A 16,191-nucleotide genomic window follows, 5' to 3' on the forward strand; every position below is an offset into this window, starting at 1 on the left:
GAACGAGCCTAGAGATGCGCGGTGAGCCAGGTGATCGCGTCGGCGAGCACTCGGTCGCGCTCGGGTTCGTTGAACACCTCGTGATAGAGGCCGTCATACCTGATGACGGTGAGATCTGTTGCGCCGGAACCGCGTTCGATGAGATCCGCGCTGGTGGGATCGGCCAGGGCGTCGGCGGCGCCGTGCAGGACCAGCACCGGGACGGTCAGCTTCGCCAAGCGCTGTTTGACGGCGCCGGTGGCCGCGAGGATCTCCGCACCCGTGCGGGCGGGCAGCATGCCCCGATATACCAGCGGGTCGGCGTCGTAGGCGGCGACCACGGCGGGATCGCGGCTGATCATGGACGAATCCAGTTTCAGCACACCGAGATTCGGGGTGAAGCGGCTCAGCAGCGGGGCCAGCGCGCGCTGGATCGGATTGCCCACCGGGATCACCAGCGGCGGGGCCGACACCACGATGCCCGCGACATCCAAGGGCGCGCGAGTCGCCAGATAGAGCACGATCAAACTGCCCATCGAATGCCCGACCAGGAACGCGGGCAGGCCCGGATGCGCCCCGCGCGCGAGATCCAGCAGCGCGGCCACATTGTCGGCGGCCGAGTCGATCGAACCGATATTGGCTCGATGACCCGCCGACCGCCCGTGCCCCGCGTGATCCAGGGCGTAGACCGCGAATCCGGCCGCGGCGAACGCCTTTCCGACATGGTCGTAGCGGCCCGAATGTTCGGCGACACCGTGCACCAGAACGAGGACGCCCGCAGGCTGATCGGGAAGTCGGGACCGCCAGAAGATCCGACCGCTGTCGAGGGTGCCGGTGGTCTCGGTCATGGCGCTCCTGTCGCGGGTGCGGGCACCGCGTCGTGGGCGAGGTGCTCGAGCAAACGCCGATTGAAGGCGATGAGGCGAGCGTAGTTGACCCGCGAGATGCGTTCATCGGTGCCGTGAATGGTGGCCAGTTCCGCCGCGCCGAGCACGATGGGCGCGAAATTGCAGCGGGTGCCCGCCAGATCGTCGTAGTAGCGGGCGTCGGTCGCGCCGGGCACGATACCGGTGGTGACCGCGATACCGGGGACGATCTCGGTGGCCAGCCGCGCGATCACCTCGAAGGCCGGGCCGGGGCCGGTGCGCCGCGACGGTTCCGAACACACGCCGACGGTCTGCACCGCGATACCGGGATCGCGCACCACCCTGCGGCAGTGCGCCACCACGTCGGCCACCGAATCACCCGGCAGGATACGGAAATTCACCAGCGCCTCGGCCTGCTGCGGCAGCACATTCGCCTTCACCCCGCCGCGGATCACCGTCGGCGCGGTGGTGGTGCGCACCAGCGACTCGGTCTGCGGGCGCGCCGCCAGGATCCTGGTGACCACCGGATCGGCGTAGTCGGCGAAACGAAGCAGGCGCCGACGCAGGGGCGACATGTGCGCGCGCAGGCGGATCAGCATGTCGGAGGCCAACGGCGTCATCCGCAGCGGCAGCGGATGATCCTGGATCCTGGCCACCGCGCGAGCCAACCTGCCGACCGCGGTCTGCGCGCCGGGCATCGACGAATGCCCGCCCAACGCCGACACCGACAGTCGCACCGTGGCATAACCCTTCTCGGCCACCATGATCACCGCCACCGGCACCCCGATGCCGTCCGCGATGCCCTCGGTGATCACCCCGCCCTCGTCCAGCAGCAGGTCCGCGCGTATCCCCTCGGCGCGCAGATACTCCGACATCGCGCCCGCGCCCGCCCCGCCGAAGGCCTCCTCGTCGTGGCCGAAGGCCAGATACACGGTGCGGCGCGGGCGAATCCCGGCCGCGAGCGCGTCCTCCACCGCCTCCAGGATGGCGATCAGCCTGCTCTTGTCGTCGATCGCGCCTCGGCCCCAGACGAATTCGTCGTCCACCACACCCGCGAACGGCGGGTGGGTCCAGCTGTCGATATCGTCCACCGGGACCACATCCTGATGGGCGAGCAGGATCGCCGAGACACCCGGTTCCACGCCCGGCCAGCGGTAGAGCCTGCTGTGCCCGAAGGTGCGCAACTCCAGTTCGGCGTGCACCCGCGGGAACGAGCGCACCAAGTGGGCGGCGAGCGCGTCGAAGGCGGCAGCATCGCCGTCGGCGGGTTCGTCGGTAGAGACGGTGGCACAGCGCAGGGCGGCGGCCAGCCGCTCGGCGGCCGCGGCGTCGACGGGGTTCATCGGTCGCGTTCGGGGAGTGTCATCGGCATCGTTGCATTGTTCACCAGCGCCGGGTCCAGTGCGATCGTCTTCTCATCGCGCCACTTCACCAGTCCCTCGCCGACACCGCCGGGCAGATCGGGGACGCGGGTCGCGGCGAGCAGGGGAAGTTCGGCGGTCGCGGCCGTGACAGTGATCCGCAGGCCGGTCGGCATCCGCGCCCACACATCGTCGACGATATCGGCGAGTCGCACACCGATCCGGTGCCCCGCCGGAATCGGCCAGTCCGTGGCGAGCATGCGGATGCGCGGTTCGCCCGCGCCGATCGGGGCGATACCCCTGGTGATCACGGTGGCGCGGCCACCGGGATCGATATCGTAGATCTCCGCGGCGAGACTGGCCTCGGCCGGACCCGTCGCCGTCGCCGTCACTGACGGCAGCCCCGACAGGTGCTGGGGCTGCGCCAAAGGTTCGGAGATGGACCAGATATCGCGCTCCGGACCGGGAATCGGACCGCGATCGGTGTAGGTCCCGGTGCGCAGCGCGATCGGGACGCGACGAGAATCGGCCGGGGGCCATGCCGTTTCGGAACGCCAGGTGCCGTCGAACGCGCCGACGGTGACGCGCGGTCCCGGTACGGTCACCTCCTTGCCCGCCACATGCCTGTCGAAGAAGGCCAACACCTCCTGGTCGTATTGCGGTGTGCCGCAATTGTCGTGGCAGTCGCGATGACCCCACGGGCCGAACCAGGCGCGATGATCGCCGGGACCGAGCGCGTCCCACACCTCGAACTGGCGGTCCGGCCTGGTGTTCGCGTCCACGAATCCCTGCACGAGGAACGTGGGAATGGTGTTGCCGCGCAGCACATCCGGCAGTCTGCGCGCACGCCAGAACTCGGAGTCGGGATTGTGATCGGCCACATTCTGCACATAGCGGGCGTAGCAGTCGCGAGGGCGGCCGATCGCGTCGGCCTGATATTCGGGGGAGTCATCGGGGCGCGGCGGAGTCGAGGCGATGAGCAGATGTTCGAATCCGGCCATTTCGCCGGGGCGAAGTCCGTTGTCGGTCAACGGCCGCGCGGAGAACCGCCACGCGATGCCCTGCTGATAGAGATAGGCGTTCGGGTCGACCACCGCGCCCGCCGCCAGCACCGCGGCCAAACCGCGCGGCCGCTGCGCCAAACCCATCATCCCCGTCCACCCCTCGTAGGAGGTGCCCGCGAGCCCCACCTTTCCGGTCGACCACGGCTGATCCGCCGCCCACTCGACCGCCGCCTGAACATCCATCCGCTCACCCGGTCCGCCGAAATCCGGGCAACCCGCCGAACCGCCGAAGCCGCGCAGATCGGCGACCACGTAGGTGTATCCGGCATTGAGGAACATCTCGACATTCAGATTGTCGACCGAGGGACTGCGCTGCGGGCGCGTGTGGATCAAATACATCATGTGGGAGCGGTAGGGGCTCACCGTCATGATGACCGGAGTCTTGGTGTCCTCGGAAATGCCACGGGGGCGCAGCACATCCGCGTGCAGTCGGGTGCCGTCGGGTGCGTCGAAGAATACTTCGCGCCACTGATAGGGCGCCTGCACCGGATCGGCGGCGGCTGTCGCCGGAATGGCCCCCACCATGAACAGCAGCCCAACCAGCAGGCGAAACAGGACAGAACGTTCGATCACCATCGCGAGTCTGCCCCCCGCCGGGGCGCGCCCCCAGAATCGGGGTGCGAGCCGTTGCCGAGTCGCCGGTCCTCGGCCACCCGATGTTCACCCGCCCCGATGAGCATGGGCGCTATGCCGCATGCCATCGAGGCGCCCGGCCTCGAACCCTCGGACCTGCGTGCGGCGCTTCCCATCGCGCTCGCACTGATCGCCGCATTCCTTTTCGCGGTCTCGGCCGCGCTGCAACAGGGCGCAGCGCGCCAGGCCGCCAGTATCGCCGGACACGGTCGCTGGCTCACCGTCCTCGGCATCCTGCGCACCCTCGTCACCGACCGCCGCTGGCTGACCGGACAGGGTGCGCTGGTCGGCGGTTTCGGACTGCACGCGCTGGCGCTGCGCCTCGGCGCCATCTCCGTGGTACAGGCGCTGCTGGTGGTGCAACTGCTGTTCGCGCTGCCGCTGGCCGCCGCCCGGCGCCGACGCTCGCTGCTGCGGCGGGACTGGGCGGGCACCATCCTGGTGTGCGCCGGACTGATCCTGCTGGTCGGGCAGGGAGTGCCGGATCATTCCGGGGTGCGCTCGGAGTTGTTGCCGCGCGCCGCGATCGGGGTCATCGCCGCCGTCGGCGCTTTGGTGCTGCTCGGCCGACTGGTCCGCTCGACACAGGTGCGTTCGGCACTGTTCGCCGTCGCGGCGGGCTGCTGCTTCGCCACCACGGCCGTGCTCGTCGTCGTCGCAGGCAATGCTCTACCGGGTCTGAGCTGGGCACTGCCCGCCATCCCGATCAGCACCACCGTCGGCGGTCTGCTCACCCAGGAGGCCTACGCGCGCGGCTCCCTCCCCACCGCCCTCACCGCCATGACCATCACCGACCCGGTCCTGAGCTACATCGCGGGCCTCACCCTGTTCACCTCCACCATCCACCCCAACCCCCGCTGGTTGATCTGCGCGGCCGTCCCCGTCCTCACCGGCGTACTCCTCCTGGCGAATTCGCCCACCCTCCACGACGAACACGAACATCCGGAACCGAATCCCCGCGCCCCCGTCGAAGTTTCGTAGACCGTCTATCGATCAGGCTGTGCGGGAAGTGATTTCGTAGTCGGCGTAGAGGGAGAGCATGCCTGCTACCGTAGCGGACCAGGGGAAGCGTTCGGCGGCGGTGCGGGCGGCGTGGCGGCGTTGGGGGGCGGGCACTTCGAGCAGTTCGCGTACGCCTGCGGCGAGGCCGCGGGGGGAGCCGTCGGAGACGACGCCGGAGCCGGGGGCGTCGACGAGTTCGCCCGCGGCGCCCGCGCGGGGCACGACGACGGGGGTGCCGCAGGCCAGGGCCTCCAGGACGGCGAGGCCGAAAGTTTCGGCGGGGGAGGGGAATACGGCGATATCGGCGTCGGCGATCATGGCGGCCATCGCGGTGCGGTCGGTGAGGTGACCGCGGAAGTCGACCGGGAGACCGGCGGCGAGGCGTTCGAGGCGGGGCCGCAGCGGGCCGTCGCCGATGACGGTGAGTTCGCAGCGCAGTCCGGCGGCGCTCAATTCGCGCACCGCCTCGATGGCGCGTTCGGCGCGCTTCTCCCGCGAGAGTCTGCTGACCAGCACCAGCCGCACGACATCGGCTGCGGCGGTATCGCTTTCGGTGGGGCGGAAGGTGCTGAGGTCCACGCCGAGCGGGATGCGGCGCACATTGGTGGCGCCGATGCGATCGAACTCGGCGGTCGCGAAATCGGAGGTGACCACGACCTGTTCGGCCCGCACGCACAGGCGGCGGTTGGCGAGGTCGGCGGCGGCGGACAGCGGGAAACCGCGCGGCACCCGCGACCGCAGAATGGCATCGATGCGCTCGTGGGAGAACAGCACCAGCGGCACCCCCGTGCGCTTGGCCCACGGCGCCAACCAGCGGACGCTGAGCTTATCGCTGCATTCGAGCACATCGGGAACCAGTCGGTCGAGGACGGGACGGGTGTGCCTGGCGGTCAGCACGTGGTAGCCGCCCGCCCCGAATTTGGGGCTGCGCAGGGTGATTCGCCGTCCGGCCGCGGTGCGCTCGTCGGTGTCGGCGGGGCCGGGCACCACCAGCACCCGCTCGTGTCCGGCGGCGGTGTAGCCGCGACCGATCTCGTCCACGCAGGTCCGCAGACCACCCGAGGCGGGGGTGTAGAAGTTGGCCAGTTGCACGATGCGCACTAGTCGATCACCGATCCGATCAGGTCGGCGTACGTGCTCGCTCGCGCGCCCGCCGCGAGCGCGGCCGCGGCGGCGCGCAGTGTGGTCTCCCGTAGGCCGGGGCGGGACAGATCATCCGGATGCAGTGCGAGCCGCACCAGTCCGCCGCGCGCGGCGGTGCGGCGGGCCGCCCGCTCGAAGACTTCCGCGCCGACCCGTTCGGACCAGCCGCCACCCGGCCGATGCGAGAGGGCGAAACCCCGGTGCAGGTGTCCGGTGCGCAGATCCTTCACCCCGAAATGCGTGGTGGTGTGGGTGAATCCGGCCGCGACGAGCGCGCGTTCGGCCTCGGGTGAGGCCAGCCAGCCGGGCGGGGTGAAACCCGTTGTGCCGAGCCCGCATTCGGCCATCACCTGCAGCGCGTCGCGCAACTTCGCGGCGGCGGCCGTGCGATCGAGGGCGGCGAATTCGGCCGCGCCCCTGGCCACCACCCGCCCGACACCGCGCCGCAGCGCCGAACCCTCCGGTCCGGCGCGATGGTTCCAACCGTGCACCATGATCTCGTCGCCCCCGGCCCGCCGCTCGCGCAGCAACGCCGCGTAGTCCGGGTGGTCGGCCAGGCGTTCGCCGCGCCACGGACCCGGTATCACCAGCAGCGACACCGGAATTCCGAGGGCATCGGCATCGGCGCACCACCGCGCCGTCTGTCTCGCACTCGCCGGTGCGACGTCATGGATGCTCACCACCAACCGCGCACACACGCCCGGAAGGTAACACCGTTCGGTGGCCGCAACTTGAACACCGAGGTGGTGTCTTTTGAAGATCATCGGCCCGTGCGCGGATCCGCCACCGGCGGCCAGGAGCCGCGCGCGGCGGACCTGGGCGAGAGCGCCGGACATGATTTCAGCGTAATGGCACCGGCGGCGCGGCCGACCCGGATTATCCGGCGGTGTCTTCGAGCAGACCGATCTGGTTGCCGTCGGCGTCGAGCAGGGTGGCCACCAGCCTGCCGCCGCCTACCTCGCGCGGCTGGTTCTGCACGGTCGCACCCGCGGCGACCAGCTCATCGATGCGCTCGGCGATCCCTTCGACATGCCAGTAGCCGACCGGCCCCTTCATGCCCTGCTCTCGCGCGCCGTCGGGCACCAGCCCGAGGTGCTGGCCCGCGATCTCGAAGCCGACGTAATACGGAGTGTCCGCGATGGGTTCGTGCCCGGCCAGCGCCGTGAAGACGCCCTTCGACTCGGCCAGGTCGGTGACGGGAAACAGGATGGTGCGCAGTCCGGTGTTCATATCGACTCCTTCGTTGCCGGCGCAGAGCGGTCAGAACTACCTCGCGACCAGCATCGCACTCGGCCGATGGACTCGCGTACCGGATGGCCGGTTCCGTTCGGGCGCCGCCGAAGGCGGTAATGGACGCCCCTGCTCCTCGGTGGGCGACCGCTCACTAAGCTGGACGGCATGGCAGCAGGTAAGCCCACCAAAGAAGCGAAGGCCGCGGCGAAGGCGGCCCGCAAGCAGCAGTCGAAGGAACGCCGTCAGCAACTGTGGCAGGCGTTCCAGATGCAGCGCAAGGAAGACAAGCTGCTGCTGCCACTGATGATCGGCGCGCTGGTGCTCAGCACCGCCGTATTCGTGGTGCTCGGCCTGGTATTCGGGCTGTCGTGGTTCCTGACACCGCTCGGCATCCTGCTCGGTGTGCTGCTCGCCTTCATCATCTTCGGGCGCCGCGTGCAGAAGAACGTCTACGCCAAGGCCGAGGGCCAAGCGGGCGCGGCGGCCTGGGTGCTGGACAACCTGCAGGGCAAATGGCGGGTCACCAACGGTATCGCCGCCACGACCCAACTGGACGCGGTGCACCGCGTCGTCGGGCTGCCCGGTGTCATCCTGATCGGCGAGGGCGCGCCGCAACGGCTCAAGCCCCTGCTCGCCCAGGAGAAGAAGCGCACCGCCCGCCTGGTCGGCGACACCCCCATCTACGACATCGTCATCGGCAACGAGGACGGCCAGATCGCGCTGAAGAACCTCCAGCGCCACCTCACCAAACTGCCCCGCAATATCGATGCCAAGCGCATCGACCTGATCGAGGGCAGGCTCGCGGCGCTGAACTCGCGCAGCGGCCCCGCGCTGCCGAAGGGGCCGATGCCCGCGGGTGCGAAGATGCGAGGTGTGCAGCGCACCATCCGCCGCCGCTGATCCGACGTGAAACAGGCCCGCATCCGGAACTTTCGGATGCGGGCCTGTTCGTTTGGGCGCGCGGGAGGCTCCGTACGATTATCTGCTAGGCACGATTATCTGCTAGCGGGCTCTGACCAAGGCCGTGCCGGTCGCCCGGTCGTGCATGCCGCGTCCGTCGCCGTCGGTGAACAGCGCGGGCACCACGAAGACCAGCAGCGCCTGACGGGCCAGCGCGCGGACGAATCCGACGCCGACCGGCGCATCGATCCGGATCACCCGCAGTCGCAGGAAGTACTGGCCCGGTGTGTAGCCGAACAGCGTTACCGCGGCGACGCCGATCACGAACCACACCAGCAGCGTCACCGTCGATGTGGACCCGTCGCGCACGATCAGCGCCGAGATGCCGAGCGCGATCATCCAATCCACGAACAGCGCCACGATTCGGCGGCCCAGTCCGACCAGCGAGCCCGCGCCGTCACGGGGCAGGCCGAGCAGTTCGCCCTGATAGTCCTGGCGCGGCGCGTCCTCGGATTCGGCGGGGCCGGAGAGCCAGGATCCGGTCATGCGTCCCATGCGTTCACTGTAGGCCGCGTCGTTCAGCCCGGATGACGGCCGCCTGGCTGGATGTGGGATGCGGCACTCGGATTCGTTGCCGCGCGGTAGCTCCTGTCAGGATTTACGATGCTGACCGGGGCCGCCCGCGGTGCGCGTCACCCAGTCGGCGGCACGTGTAACACTGGCGAAACACAACCTTGACTGCTGGGAAACTTCGCGTCCATACCGTCAGTCCGCGACGAACCCAAGCAATCGACACTGGCTGGGAACCGATCCGTAAGGAGAACAAGTGACGTTCAGCACGGCCGACGAGGTCATCAAATTCCTTGCCGACGAGGACATCGAGTACGTCGATATCCGCTTCAGCGACCTGCCGGGTGTCCAGCAGCACTTCTCGATCCCGGCCAAGGCGTTCACCGCCGACCTGGCCGAGGAGGGCCTGGCCTTCGACGGCTCGTCCGTGCGCGGCTTCCAGTCCATCGACGAGTCGGACATGCTGCTGCTGCCCGACTACGGCACCGCCCGCGTCGACCCCTTCCGCGCCGCGAAGACGCTGAACCTCAACTTCTTCGTCCACGATCCCTTCACCAGGGAGGCCTACAGCCGCGACCCCCGCAATGTCGCGCGCAAGGCCGAGGAATACCTCAAGAGCACCGGTATCGCCGACACCGCCTACTTCGGCGCCGAGGCGGAGTTCTACATCTTCGACTCCATCCGCTACGACTCGGCCATGAACGGCGCGTTCTACGAGATCGAGTCCATCTCCGGCTCCTGGAACACCGGCGCGGAGTTCAACCCGGACGGCACCCGCAACCGCGGCTACAAGGTCCGCGCCAAGGGCGGCTACTTCCCGGTCGCGCCCTACGACCACTACGTGGATCTGCGCGACAAGATCTCCACCAAGCTGCAGAACGCGGGCTTCGAGCTCGAGCGCGGCCACCACGAGGTCGGCACCGCGGGTCAGGCCGAGATCAACTACCGGTTCAACACCCTGCTCTCCGCCGCCGACGATCTGCAGCTGTTCAAGTACATCGTCAAGAACACCGCCTGGGAGGAGGGCAAGACCGTCACCTTCATGCCCAAGCCCCTCTTCGGCGACAACGGTTCGGGCATGCACGTGCACCAGTCGCTGTGGAAGGACGGCAAGCCGCTGTTCCACGACGAGGCGGGCTACGGCGGCCTGTCGGATCTCGCCCGCTGGTACATCGGCGGCATCCTGCACCACGCGCCGTCGCTGCTGGCCTTCACCAACCCGACGGTGAACTCCTACCATCGGCTGGTTCCGGGCTACGAGGCCCCCATCAACCTGGTGTACTCGCAGCGCAACCGCTCCGCCGCCGTCCGCATCCCGGTCACCGGCAACAACCCGAAGGCCAAGCGCATCGAGTTCCGCGCGCCGGACTCCTCGGGCAACCCGTACCTGGCCTTCGCCGCCATGATGATGGCGGGCCTGGACGGCATCAAGAAGAAGATCGAGCCCGCGGCCCCCGTCGACAAGGACCTCTACGAGCTCCCGCCGGAGGAGGCCAAGAACATCCCGCAGGCCCCCACCAGCCTGTCCTCGGTCATCGACCGGCTCGAGCAGGACCACGACTACCTCACCGAGGGCGGTGTCTTCACCGAGGACCTCATCGAGACCTGGATCCAGATCAAGCGCGACCACGAGATCGCCCCGGTCAACCTGCGGCCGCACCCGTACGAGTTCGAGCTGTACTTCGACGTGTAAGTCGAATCGGCGCAAGGCGTTACGGCGCAAGGACCCTCCCGCAACGGCGCGGGAGGGTCCTTTTTGCGTCGGGGTCTCAGTCGGCTACCGCGCGCAGCGAGTCGGACAGGTGCGCGGGCATGGGGTCGTGGCGGACGTAGCTGCGGGCGAAGCGGCCGGTGCCGTGCGACAGGGAGCGCAGATCGATGGCGTAGCGGGCCAATTCGAGTTCGGGGACCTCGGCGCGGACCGTGGTGCGGCCCGCGTCGGCGGGTTCGGTGCCCAGGACGCGGGCGCGGCGGGCGGACAGGTCGCTCATCACCGGGCCGACGTAGTCGTCGGAGATCTCCACGGCCACTTCGGCAATGGGTTCGAGCAGGTTGATGCGGGCGGCGGCGGCGGCCTCGCGCAGCGCCAGCGCGCCCGCCGTTTGGAAGGCCGAATCGGAGGAGTCGACCGAGTGCGCCTTGCCGTCGAAGAGGGTTATCCGAATGTCCACCAGGGGATTTCCGGCGACGAGACCGCGCGCGGCCTGGGCGCGCACACCCTTCTCCACGGAGGGGATGAACTGGCGGGGCACCGCGCCGCCGACCACCTTGTCCACGAATTCGATACCGGAGCCGCCGGGCAGCGGCTCCACCTCGATCTCGCAGATGGCGTACTGTCCGTGCCCGCCGGACTGTTTGACGTGGCGGCCGCGTCCGGAAGCCTTGCCCGCGAACGTTTCCCGCAGCGCCACCCGATGCTCGACCACATCGACCTGTACGCCGTAGCGGGCGCGCAGCCGCTCCAACGCCACCTCGCGATGCGCCTCGCCCAGACACCACAGCACCATCTGGTGGGTGTGGGTGTTCTGTTCGAGTCGCACGCTCGGATCCTCGGCGACCAGGCGGGTCAACCCCTGGGAGAGCTTGTCCTCGTCGGCCTTGCTGTGGGCCTGGATCGCCACCGGCAGCAGCGGATCCGGCATGGACCACGGCTCGATGAGCAGCGGCGCGGCCTTGGCCGACACCGTATCGCCGGTCTCGGCGTGGCCCAGTTTGGTGACGCAGACGATATCGCCCGCGATCCCCTGCCCGAGCGGCCGCTGCTGCTTGCCGAACGGCACGCTGACCGCGCCGACCCGCTCGTCGATATCGTGATCGGCCTCGGGCCGGTCCGCGCCGTGCCCGCACACGTGCACCGTCTCGTCGGCGCGCAGGGTGCCCGAGAACACCCGCACCAGCGACACCCGGCCGACATACGGGTCCGACATGGTGCGGATCACCTCCGCGGCGAGCGGCCCCGCGGGATCGCAGGCCAGCGCGGGCGCGGCGGCGCCGTCGGCGGTGTGCGTGGCGGGGGCGGGATGCTCTGTGGGCGTGGGGAATCCGCCCGCGATGAGTTCGAGCAATTCGACCGTGCCCAGACCCTGACGCGCCCCTTCGGGTGCGGGCGCGGCGAGGAGCAGCGGATGGAAACTGCCGCGCGCCACCGCCCGCTCCAGATCGGAAACCAGTGTGGCCGAATCGATCTCCTCGCCGCCGAGGTAGCGCTCCATGAGCGTCTCGTCCTCGCTTTCGGCGATGACGCCCTCGATGAGGCGCTCGCGCGCGCCGTTCGCCGCGGCGGGGTCCGCGCTCACCTGCCGCTCGCCGCCGGAATAGTCGACGGTGCGGTCGGCGAGCAGATCGATCAACCCGCCGACGGGACGCCTGCCGTCACCGCCGCGTTCGCCGAGCACCGGAAGATGCAGCGGCAGCATACTTTCCGGCGAATCCGCGCCGAGCACGGCGCGACAGGTGGCCACCACCTGATCGAAATCCTCCGGCGCCGTATCGAGGTGGGTGAGCACGATCGCGCGCGGCATCCCGAGGCGCGCGCACTCCTGCCACAGCACATGCGTCGCGCCGCCGACCGTTTCGGCGGCCTCGGCGGCATTGACCACGAACAGCGCCGCGTCCGCCGCGCGCAATCCGGCGCGCAGCTCGCCGACGAAATCGGCATAGCCGGGCGTATCCAGCAGATTGATCTTGATCCCGGCCCATGGCACCGGCACCACCGACAACTGCACGGACCGATGCTGCCGATGCTCGATCTCGTCGTAGTCCGACACCGAGGTGCCGTCCTCGACCCGGCCCGCCCGATTCAGCGCGCCCGCGGTGAGCGCCAGCGCCTCGACCAACGTCGTCTTACCGGATCCGCTCGGGCCGACCAGCACGACATTGCGGATGGCCTCCGGCCGCTCCGCCGTCATCGCCTTGCCGTTCGCCTCCGCGGGGACACTCGCTCTGTCGACCATGTGGTTTCGCTCCCGCTCGACACCTGCCGTCCTTCGAGCTTCCCACCAACGTTCACCTGCCGCACACGCTTCGGTCGAGATCGTGTGCCGAAAGGCTGAAGATCGATCAGCCGCCGAAGCGGGCGAGCACGGAGCTGGCCTCCTGAGAGGCGGTGCCTTCCTCGCCGAGATGTGCCATGGTGGCCGGGATCTCGCGGCCGTGATGACGCATGGCCTGCGCGTAGAGCCGGCCCGCGCGGTAGGAGGAGCGGACCAGCGGACCCGCCATGACCCCCGCGAAGCCGATCTCCTCGGCGACCTCGGAGTGGGCGACAAACTCCTCCGGCTTGACCCAGCGGTCCACCGGGTGATGCCTGGGGGAGGGTCGCAGGTACTGGGTGATGGTGAGGATGTCGCAGCCTGCCTCGTGCAGGTCGCGCATGGCCTGGGTGACCTCCTCCGGGGTCTCGCCCATACCGAGGATCAGATTGGACTTGGTCACCAGACCGGCGGCGCGGGCGGCGGTGAGCACGGCCAGCGAACGCTCGTAGCGGAAGGCGGGGCGGATGCGGCGGAAGATGCGCGGCACCGTCTCGAGATTGTGCGCCAACACTTCGGGCCGCGCGTCGAACACCTCGGCCAACTGCTCGGGCACCGCGTTGAAATCCGGAATGAGCAGTTCCACACCGGTATTCGGGTTGAGCTGCTTGATGGCGCGCACCGTCTCGGCGTAGAGCCACGCGCCGCCGTCGGGGAGGTCGTCGCGGGCGACGCCGGTGATGGTGGAGTAGCGCAGACCCATCGCCTGCACGCTCTTGGCCACCCGGCGCGGTTCATCGCGGTCCAGGGCCGCGGGTTTACCCGTATCGATCTGGCAGAAATCGCAGCGGCGGGTGCACTGCTCACCGCCGATGAGGAAGGTCGCCTCGCGATCCTCCCAGCATTCGAAGATATTGGGACAGCCCGCTTCCTCGCACACCGTGTGCAGACCCTCGCGTTTGACCAGGCCCTTGAGTTCGGTGTATTCGGGTCCCATGGTCGCGCGGGTGCGAATCCACTTGGGCTTGCGCTCGATCGGGGTTTCCGCGTTGCGCGCCTCGATACGCAGAAGTTTGCGTCCTGCCGGTGCTGAAGCTGAGGTCACTCGATCGACCTTACGCCCCCGTCGCAACCGGGTCGCAGCACACCTAGTGGACCGCGCCGGGGCGACGCGCGGGAGCCGGACACGAGATATCCCGCTCGGTAACTGGCAGTTCGCCATCGAGTGCCCGAATGATCGCGTCGGCCACTTTGTCCTTCACCTCGGCGACGCCGACATCGCGGCCCAATTCCCGACTGAGCGTGGTGACACCGGCGTCGCGAATGCCGCACGGCACGATGGCCTGGAACCCGTCCATCGCCGAATCGCAGTTGAGCGAGATGCCGTGCAGGGCGACACCTCGCTGCACCCGCACGCCGATGGCCGCGATCTTGCGCTCGGAGTACAACTCGGTGGCGGGCAGCCACACCCCCGAGCGGCCCTCGACCCGGCCGCAGCACACGCCCATCTCGGTGCACACCGCGATCAGCGCCTCCTCCAACCTGCGCACATAGTTGACCACGTCCACCGGTTCGGCCAGCCGCACGATGGGATAGCCGACCAGCTGACCCGGCCCGTGCCAGGTGATCTTGCCGCCGCGATCCACCTCGACGACCGGACTGCCATCGCACGGCATATCCTCGGCCTCGGTGCGCCGCCCCGCCGTGTAGACGCTGGGATGCTCGAGCAGCAGCAGATGATCGGCGCCGAGCCCTTCCGCACGCTGCGCGGCCAAACTGCGCTGCATCTCCCAGGCCGCGTGGTAGTCGATCAGTCCGAGATCCTCGACCACGACCGGGGTGGTATCGAAGCGGGCGGACCACGTGCGCGTGTCGTTCACGGACTCGACGGTACGCTGAGCCCTTTACGATATTCCAGCGACAGGGTGTGTGGAGTGCCACACGGTTGCCGAGTTTACCGCGACGGGCCGCGGATACGCCCATTCGGAACTACCGGGCCGCATGCGGAACCGCTTCTGCGGCAACGACTATCGAATATCGACCGGAATCGTCAACTGCATGAGCGTCAAATCGAGCCAGCGGCCGAACTTCTGCCCCACCTCCGGAAGCTGCCCCACGACGGTGAAACCGAAACGCTCGTGCAGCGCGATCGAAGCGGTATTGCTCGTTTCGATGGCCGCGATAATGGCGTGCACATCGCCGTCGGCGCGCGCCCGTTCGATCAGCGCCCGCAGCAGCGCCGAAGCCACCCCGCGGCGATGGAAGCGCTCGTCGACATAGACCGAATTCTCCACCGAATACCGGTAGCCGATCTTCGGCCGCCACTGACCGTAGCTGGCGTATCCGGCCACCGCGCCGTCGATTTCGGCGACCAGGATCGGTTTGCGCGCGGCGGCGCGATCGTGGAACCAGGCCGTTCGCTCCTCGATACCCACCTGCTCGTAGTCCCAAATCGCCGTCGACGTCGCGATATTCGCATTGTGAATGGCCAGGATCGCGGGCAGGTCGGCCTCCAGGGCCGCGCGCACGAGCAGGGCGGGTCTGGTGTCGAGCTGATCTGTCATCGGGAATCTCCGGATCGGCCGACGGCGGCGGCCAGCGCGGCCCCGACCGTTGGATGGTGGAACTGGTAACCCGCTCGCTCCAACGCCGCGGGAATCGCCCTCGGGCCGTGCAGGATCGCCTCATCGGCGAATTCGCCGACCGCCGCGCGCAGCGCGAACGCGGGCACCACGAACGGGGTGGGCCGATGCACGGCGCGACCGAGGGCGCGGGTGAACTCGGCATTGGTCACCGGGGCCGGGCCGACCGCGTTGATCGGGCCGCGCACCTCCTCGGCGCCCAACGCGAAGACGATCGCGCCGATCTCGTCCTCCAGCGAGATCCACGGGGTGTACTGGCGGCCGTCGCCGAGCCGACCACCGAGCCCGAGCGAGTACAGCGGCTGCAGCAGCGCCAGCATGCCGCCCCGGCGCGTCAGCACCGCCGCGCTGCGCAGCAGCACCGTGCGCACACCCGCCGCCGTCGCCGGATCCGTCGCGGCCTCCCAGTCCCGGCACAGCGAGGCCAGGAAACCTGTTCCGGCAGGGGCGGATTCGTCGACCACCCGGTCGGCGGTGGCGCCGCCGTAATAGTGCGCGCCGCTGGCATTCACCAGCACCGGCACCCCGGCGGCGGCCACCGCCTCGGACAGCACATCGGTGGGCGTGATGCGGCTGTCGCGCAACTCCTGTTTGAAACCGCCGCTCCAGCGGCGCCGGTTCAACCCGACACCGCACAGATTGACCGCCGCGTCCGCACCGCGCAGCGCCCGCTCGTCCACCTCGGCCCGCGCCGGATCCCAGCGGAACTCGTCCGGCGCGGCGGCGGGACGGCGCACCAACCGGGCCACCTCGTGCCCGCCGCGGCGCAGCGCCGCGACGAGCGCCGTCCCGATCAGACCGGACGAACCGGCGATCACCACCCTCAT

Annotated in this window: 15 protein-coding genes; 3 read left to right on the forward strand and 12 right to left on the reverse strand. The window is 69.2% G+C overall.

Translation table 11 applies throughout. The annotated features are described in order from the left end of the window. Positions 1–8: 8 nt before the first annotated feature. From D5S18_RS30735 to D5S18_RS30745, 3 genes are read right to left on the reverse strand one after another with little or no spacing between them, the layout of a single operon-like run. Positions 9–827: an alpha/beta hydrolase gene (locus D5S18_RS30735; protein WP_120044634.1), complete on the reverse strand. Its 819-nt coding sequence runs from the start codon at positions 825–827 to the stop codon at positions 9–11. Continuing rightward, on the reverse strand, positions 824–2,188 hold the full coding sequence (locus tag D5S18_RS30740) for a M20/M25/M40 family metallo-hydrolase (protein ID WP_120044635.1): 1,365 nt from the start codon (positions 2,186–2,188) through the stop codon (positions 824–826). The genes D5S18_RS30735 and D5S18_RS30740 overlap by 4 nt, the downstream gene beginning before the upstream one ends. Beyond that, positions 2,185–3,846, reverse strand: a complete 1,662-nt coding sequence (locus D5S18_RS30745) for a CocE/NonD family hydrolase (protein ID WP_120044636.1) — start codon at positions 3,844–3,846, stop codon at positions 2,185–2,187. Before D5S18_RS30745 ends, D5S18_RS30740 begins: the two co-directional genes overlap by 4 nt. A 111-nt stretch (positions 3,847–3,957) precedes the next feature. On the opposite strand from D5S18_RS30745, the gene D5S18_RS30750 reads away from it, so the two are divergent. Next, entirely contained in the window at positions 3,958–4,884 is a 927-nt protein-coding gene (locus D5S18_RS30750; RefSeq protein ID WP_120044637.1) for a DMT family transporter, read from the forward strand. A 12-nt stretch (positions 4,885–4,896) separates the two neighbouring features. Here D5S18_RS30750 and D5S18_RS30755 read toward each other — a convergent pair whose 3' ends face one another. Genes D5S18_RS30755 through D5S18_RS30765 form a run of 3 tightly spaced genes read right to left on the reverse strand, consistent with a single transcriptional unit; the run spans position 4,897 to position 7,278 of the window. Next, positions 4,897–6,006, reverse strand: a complete 1,110-nt coding sequence (locus D5S18_RS30755; protein WP_120044638.1) for a glycosyltransferase — start codon at positions 6,004–6,006, stop codon at positions 4,897–4,899. Next, a complete protein-coding gene (locus D5S18_RS30760) occupies positions 6,006–6,884 on the reverse strand; it encodes a DUF2334 domain-containing protein (RefSeq protein WP_120044639.1) in 879 nt (292 codons plus the stop codon). The genes D5S18_RS30755 and D5S18_RS30760 overlap by 1 nt, the downstream gene beginning before the upstream one ends. A 40-nt stretch (positions 6,885–6,924) precedes the next feature. Further along, positions 6,925–7,278, reverse strand: coding sequence for a VOC family protein (locus tag D5S18_RS30765; protein ID WP_120044640.1), 354 nt, complete (start codon positions 7,276–7,278; stop codon positions 6,925–6,927). 168 nt (positions 7,279–7,446) lie between these two features. Here D5S18_RS30765 and D5S18_RS30770 point away from each other — a divergent pair, with 168 nt between their 5' ends. Further along, positions 7,447–8,181, forward strand: a complete 735-nt coding sequence (locus D5S18_RS30770) for a DUF4191 domain-containing protein (protein WP_120044641.1) — start codon at positions 7,447–7,449, stop codon at positions 8,179–8,181. A gap of 102 nt (positions 8,182–8,283) precedes the next feature. Here D5S18_RS30770 and D5S18_RS30775 read toward each other — a convergent pair whose 3' ends face one another. Then, positions 8,284–8,736: an RDD family protein gene (locus D5S18_RS30775; protein ID WP_120044642.1), complete on the reverse strand. Its 453-nt coding sequence runs from the start codon at positions 8,734–8,736 to the stop codon at positions 8,284–8,286. A gap of 271 nt (positions 8,737–9,007) precedes the next feature. Between D5S18_RS30775 and glnA the strand changes: the two genes are divergently transcribed. Continuing rightward, a complete protein-coding gene (gene glnA, locus D5S18_RS30780; RefSeq protein ID WP_120044643.1) occupies positions 9,008–10,444 on the forward strand; it encodes a type I glutamate--ammonia ligase in 1,437 nt (478 codons plus the stop codon). A 76-nt stretch (positions 10,445–10,520) separates the two neighbouring features. On the opposite strand, the gene D5S18_RS30785 is transcribed toward glnA, so the two are convergent. The 5 genes from D5S18_RS30785 to D5S18_RS30805 form a co-directional block, all read right to left on the reverse strand. Beyond that, positions 10,521–12,704 carry an elongation factor G-like protein EF-G2 gene (locus D5S18_RS30785; RefSeq protein ID WP_120044644.1) on the reverse strand — a complete coding sequence of 728 codons (2,184 nt, stop codon included), beginning with the start codon at positions 12,702–12,704 and terminating at the stop codon, positions 10,521–10,523. 106 nt (positions 12,705–12,810) lie between these two features. After that, the gene (gene lipA / locus D5S18_RS30790; protein WP_120044645.1) at positions 12,811–13,827 is read right to left on the reverse strand and encodes a lipoyl synthase; all 1,017 of its coding nucleotides are present in this window, start codon (positions 13,825–13,827) and stop codon (positions 12,811–12,813) included. Positions 13,828–13,870: 43 nt separating this feature from the next. Continuing rightward, complete coding sequence (gene lipB / locus D5S18_RS30795; RefSeq protein WP_120044646.1) at positions 13,871–14,602, reverse strand: lipoyl(octanoyl) transferase LipB; 732 nt, start codon at positions 14,600–14,602, stop codon at positions 13,871–13,873. Between the two features lie 147 nt (positions 14,603–14,749). After that, positions 14,750–15,286, reverse strand: coding sequence for a GNAT family N-acetyltransferase (locus tag D5S18_RS30800; RefSeq protein ID WP_203237004.1), 537 nt, complete (start codon positions 15,284–15,286; stop codon positions 14,750–14,752). Further along, positions 15,283–16,191, reverse strand: coding sequence for a TIGR01777 family oxidoreductase (locus tag D5S18_RS30805; RefSeq protein ID WP_120044647.1), 909 nt, complete (start codon positions 16,189–16,191; stop codon positions 15,283–15,285). Before D5S18_RS30805 ends, D5S18_RS30800 begins: the two co-directional genes overlap by 4 nt.

Source organism: Nocardia panacis (assembly GCF_003598715.1).
Classification (GTDB): Bacteria; Actinomycetota; Actinomycetes; order Mycobacteriales; family Mycobacteriaceae; genus Nocardia; species Nocardia panacis.